This window comes from Dysgonomonas sp. GY617 (genome assembly GCF_015233815.1).
In the GTDB taxonomy this organism is placed as follows: domain Bacteria; phylum Bacteroidota; class Bacteroidia; order Bacteroidales; family Dysgonomonadaceae; genus Dysgonomonas_A.
Map to the genome: position 1 here is coordinate 1 of NZ_JADCLR010000037.1, position 5,411 is coordinate 5,411.

General features: G+C 46.1%; 2 tRNA genes and 3 rRNA genes. All 5 read left to right on the top strand.

Annotated elements, in window-relative coordinates:
* Window positions 1-248 precede the first annotated feature (248 nt).
* Window positions 249-1,776: ribosomal RNA gene (locus tag IR022_RS19705) — 16S ribosomal RNA — on the top strand.
* A gap of 164 nt (window positions 1,777-1,940) precedes the next feature.
* Window positions 1,941-2,017, top strand: a tRNA-Ile gene (locus IR022_RS19710).
* 28 nt (window positions 2,018-2,045) lie between these two features.
* A tRNA-Ala gene (locus tag IR022_RS19715) sits at window positions 2,046-2,119 on the top strand.
* A 125-nt stretch (window positions 2,120-2,244) separates the two neighbouring features.
* Window positions 2,245-5,133, top strand: a 23S ribosomal RNA gene (locus tag IR022_RS19720).
* Window positions 5,134-5,254: 121 nt separating this feature from the next.
* A 5S ribosomal RNA gene (rrf, locus tag IR022_RS19725) occupies window positions 5,255-5,365 on the top strand.
* The 16S, 23S and 5S rRNA genes sit together here with 2 tRNA genes alongside, the layout of an rRNA operon.
* Window positions 5,366-5,411 lie beyond the last annotated feature (46 nt).

Genomic DNA, 5,411 nt, shown 5'->3' on the forward strand with positions numbered 1-5,411 from the left:
TTTCAAAAATAGTATATAAATTATTTGGAGTGTATTATAAAAGGGACTACTTTTGCACTCGCTTTACAACCGAGAGATGGTTGTTACCAGAAGCAAAAAGAAGCGATCATTGACAAGGTTATACATAAAAACAAAAACATAGCATTAGACGGGTAGAGACTAATTAATATTAGAATCTAACTTTATTTTCGTCAAGAACCTAGAGTAAATAGACAGACAAGAACTTCTAAGAATATAAAAAAAGATATACAAAGAAGAGTTTGATCCTGGCTCAGGATGAACGCTAGCGACAGGCCTAACACATGCAAGTCGAGGGGTAGCAGGATGTAGTAATACATTGCTGACGACCGGCGCACGGGTGAGTAACACGTATGCAACCTACCTTCTACAGGGGGATAGCCCGGAGAAATTCGGATTAATACCCCATAACACAGGGATACCGCATGGTAATATTTGTTAAAGATTAATCGGTAGAAGATGGGCATGCGTTCCATTAGCCAGTTGGTGAGGTAACGGCTCACCAAAGCAACGATGGATAGGGGAACTGAGAGGTTTATCCCCCACACTGGAACTGAGACACGGTCCAGACTCCTACGGGAGGCAGCAGTGAGGAATATTGGTCAATGGACGAGAGTCTGAACCAGCCAAGTCGCGTGAAGGATGACTGCCCTACGGGTTGTAAACTTCTTTTGTATGGGAGTAAAAAAGTCTACGTGTAGACTATTGCAAGTACCATACGAATAAGCATCGGCTAACTCCGTGCCAGCAGCCGCGGTAATACGGAGGATGCAAGCGTTATCCGGATTTATTGGGTTTAAAGGGTGCGTAGGCGGGATTATAAGTCAGCGGTGAAAGTTTGAGGCTCAACCTTAAAATTGCCGTTGAAACTGTTTTTCTTGAGTATATTTGAAGTAGGCGGAATTCGTGGTGTAGCGGTGAAATGCATAGATATCACGAAGAACTCCAATTGCGAAGGCAGCTTACTAAACTATAACTGACGCTGAAGCACGAAAGCGTGGGTATCAAACAGGATTAGATACCCTGGTAGTCCACGCCGTAAACGATGATTACTAGCTGTTTGTGATATTACAATAAGCGGCTAAGCGAAAGCGATAAGTAATCCACCTGGGGAGTACGCCGGCAACGGTGAAACTCAAAGGAATTGACGGGGGCCCGCACAAGCGGAGGAACATGTGGTTTAATTCGATGATACGCGAGGAACCTTACCCGGGCTTGAAATGTACTTGACCGATCTGGAAACAGATCTTCTAGCAATAGCAAGTATGTAGGTGCTGCATGGTTGTCGTCAGCTCGTGCCGTGAGGTGTCGGCTTAAGTGCCATAACGAGCGCAACCCACATTGTTAGTTACTAACAGGTTAAGCTGAGGACTCTGACAAGACTGCCAGCGTAAGCTGTGAGGAAGGTGTGGATGACGTCAAATCAGCACGGCCCTTACGTCCGGGGCGACACACGTGTTACAATGGATGGTACAGAGGGTCGCTACCTAGTGATAGGATGCCAATCTCCAAAGCCATTCCCAGTTCGGATTGGAGTCTGCAACTCGACTCCATGAAGCTGGATTCGCTAGTAATCGCGCATCAGCCATGGCGCGGTGAATACGTTCCCGGGCCTTGTACACACCGCCCGTCAAGCCATGGAAGCTGGGGGTACCTGAAGTACGTAACCGCAAGGAGCGTCCTAGGGTAAAACTAGTGACTGGGGCTAAGTCGTAACAAGGTAGCCGTACCGGAAGGTGCGGCTGGAACACCTCCTTTCTGGAGAAGCCTTGTCATACTATACAGATTCTTAAAGCAATAAGAATCTACCCGATGTCTAATGTATTATATATGTATTTGTTTAAAATAAAAATGTAGAACCTGATAAAATAAGAGAACACAGAAGCTGTAGCAACAGTTTCAGGCGCGAAAAAGAACAAGCCAGTCCTATAGCTCAGTTGGTTAGAGCGCTACACTGATAATGTAGAGGTCGGCAGTTCAAATCTGCCTGGGACTACCAATAAGAACGAAGCCAAGCTTCCGACTACGGGGGATTAGCTCAGCTGGCTAGAGCACCTGCCTTGCACGCAGGGGGTCAACGGTTCGAATCCGTTATTCTCCACAATACCTATACAATAGGTAAACGATCTTTGACATGATGTAAAAAAGAGCAAGTAGAAAAAATAAGTATATATCAAACCGATATATAGTTGTATATAACTTATATATAATTATAAATCAGGCGAAGAAAAAAGTAAATAAGGGCACATGGGGGATGCCTAGGCTCTCGAAGGCGAAGAAGGACGTGATAAGCTGCGAAAAGCTACGGGGAGGTGCAAATAACCATTATATCCGTAGATCTCCGAATGGGGCAACCCGGCAGAAGAAGATTCTGTCATCTGGTCTAACCAGAAGCAAACGTGGGGAACTGAAACATCTAAGTACCCATAGGAAAAGAAAACAAAAGTGATTCCCAGAGTAGTGGCGAGCGAAATGGGATTAGCCCAAACCAATAATGTTTCGGCATTATTGGGGTTGTAGGACTGCGTCGTGGCAAGAAGTTAGAGTAGTAGAACGATTTGGAAAGATCGATCACAGAGGGTGATAATCCCGTATACGAAATTCTAACCAAGCCTAGCAGACTCCTGAGTAGTGCGGGACACGAGAAATCCTGTATGAATCCACCGGGACCATCCGGTAAGGCTAAATACTTCCGAGAGACCGATAGTGAACCAGTACCGTGAGGGAAAGGTGAAAAGAACCTCGAACAGAGGAGTGAAATAGACCCTGAAACCATGTGCCTACAAGCGGTCGGAGCCTTAATTGGTGACGGCGTGCCTTTTGCATAATGAACCTACGAGTTACTCTCATTGGCAAGGTTAAGTATCAGTAGGTACGCAGCCGAAGCGAAAGCAAGTCTTAACAGGGCGCTTAGTCAATGGGAGTAGACGCGAAACCAAGTGATCTACCCTTGAGCAGGTTGAAGGTTGGGTAACACCAATTGGAGGACCGAACCGGTAAGCGTTGAAAAGCTTTCGGATGACTTGAGGGTAGGGGTGAAAGGCTAATCAAACTTGGAGATAGCTCGTACTCCCCGAAATGCATTTAGGTGCAGCCTCGGCTTATAACTTATGTCAGGTAGAGCTACTGATTGGATGCGAGGGCTTCACCGCCTATCAAGTCCAGATAAACTCCGAATGGGCATAAGTTTTTACCGGGAGTGAGGGCATGGGTGCTAAGGTCCATGTCCGAGAGGGAAAGAACCCAGACCATCAGCTAAGGTCCCCAAATACATGTTAAGTTGAATTAACGAAGTGTTGCTACAGAGACAGCTAGGATGTTGGCTTGGAAGCAGCCATTCATTTAAAGAGTGCGTAACAGCTCACTAGTCGAGTGGCGATGCGTGGATAATAATCGGGCATCAAACATGTTACCGAAGCTATGGGATAAAATATTATCGGTAGGGGAGCATTCTATTCAGCGTAGAAGGCGTAGCGTAAGCTACTCTGGAGCGGATAGAAAAGCAAATGTAGGTATGAGTAACGATAAAGGAGGTGAGAAACCTCCTCGCCGAAAGACTAAGGTTTCCTGATCAACGCTAATCGGATCAGGGTCAGTCGGGACCTAAGGATAAGCCGAAGGGCGATTCCGATGGACGAAACGGTTAACATTCCGTTACTACTATAAAGAGTGATGTGGGGACGCAGAAGTGAAACTACTGCCATCTGACGGAATAGATGGTTAAAGAGTGTAGACGTTGATTTTGGTAGGCAAATCCGCCAGAAGAGTCGAACTTGAAAGTATGATGAGCCCTTGTGGCAAGTCAATAATGTAGGTAAACAAACTGCCAAGAAAAACCGCTAAACGCTAATCTTTATCGTACCCGTACTAAAACGGACACACGTAGTTGGGTTGAGTATACTAAGGCGCTCGAGTGATTCACAGTTAAGGAATTAGGCAAAATGACCCTGTAACTTCGGGAGAAAGGGTACCTACAGCAATGTAGGTCGCAGAGAATAGGTCCAGGCAACTGTTTAACAAAAACACATGGCTATGCAAATTAGAAATAAGAAGTATATAGCCTGACACCTGCCCGGTGCTGGAAGGTTAAGAGGAGAAGTCATCAGCAATGAGAAGCTTTGAATTGAAGCCCCAGTAAACGGCGGCCGTAACTATAACGGTCCTAAGGTAGCGAAATTCCTTGTCGGGTAAGTTCCGACCTGCACGAATGGTGTAATGATCTGGACACTGTCTCAACTGTGAGCTCGGTGAAATTGTAGTATCGGTGAAGATGCCGATTACCCGCGATGGGACGAAAAGACCCCGTGAACCTTTACTATAGCTTTACATTGAATTTGGGCACTTGATGTGTAGGATAGGCCGGAGACTATGAAGCAGGTACGCTAGTATTTGTGGAGTCACCCTTGAAATACGGCCCTTTAATTGTTTGAATTCTAACTCGTAGATACGAGGACACTGTATGGTGGGTAGTTTGACTGGGGTGGTCGCCTCCAAAAGAGTAACGGAGGCTTCTAAAGGTGCGCTCAGAACGATTGGTAACCGTTCGTAGAGTGTAATGGCATAAGCGCGCTTGACTGAGAGACCGACAAGTCGATCAGGTAGGAAACTAGAGCATAGTGATCCGGTGGTTTCAGTATGGAATGGCCATCGCTCAAAGGATAAAAGGTACTCCGGGGATAACAGGCTGATCATTCCCAAGAGCTCATATCGACGGAATGGTTTGGCACCTCGATGTCGGCTCGTCACATCCTGGGGCTGGAGAAGGTCCCAAGGGTTGGGCTGTTCGCCCATTAAAGTGGCACGCGAGCTGGGTTCAGAACGTCGTGAGACAGTTCGGTCTCTATCTATCGTGGGCGCAGGATATTTGCGGAGATCTGACACTAGTACGAGAGGACCGTGTTGGACAGACCCCTGGTTTACCGGTTGTTCCGCCAGGAGCATCGCCGGGTAGCTAAGTCTGGATCGGATAAGTGCTGAAAGCATCTAAGTACGAAGCCGGCTTCAAGATAAGATATCCTTATAAGGGTCGTCGAAGACTACGACGTTGATAGGCTACAGGTGTAAAGGCAGTAATGTCATAGCCGAGTAGTACTAATTGCCCGAAACTTTTTTCATGTAACCCTGCCCGGGTGAATCGCCTGATTGATCGGGTTTGCTACATACGAAATAATTTTTGAAAGCTCTTTACATCATATCAATTAAATACTTATATATATAAGTTATTTAATAACAATATTAAGGTGGTTATAGCGTTGGGGATCCACCTCTTCCCATTCCGAACAGAGAAGTTAAGCCCAACCACGTCGATGGTACTGCCGTTAGGTGGGAGAGTAGATAGCCGCCCTCTTTTTAAAAGACTCTGATTAGTGCAAACTAGTCAGAGTCTTTTTTTT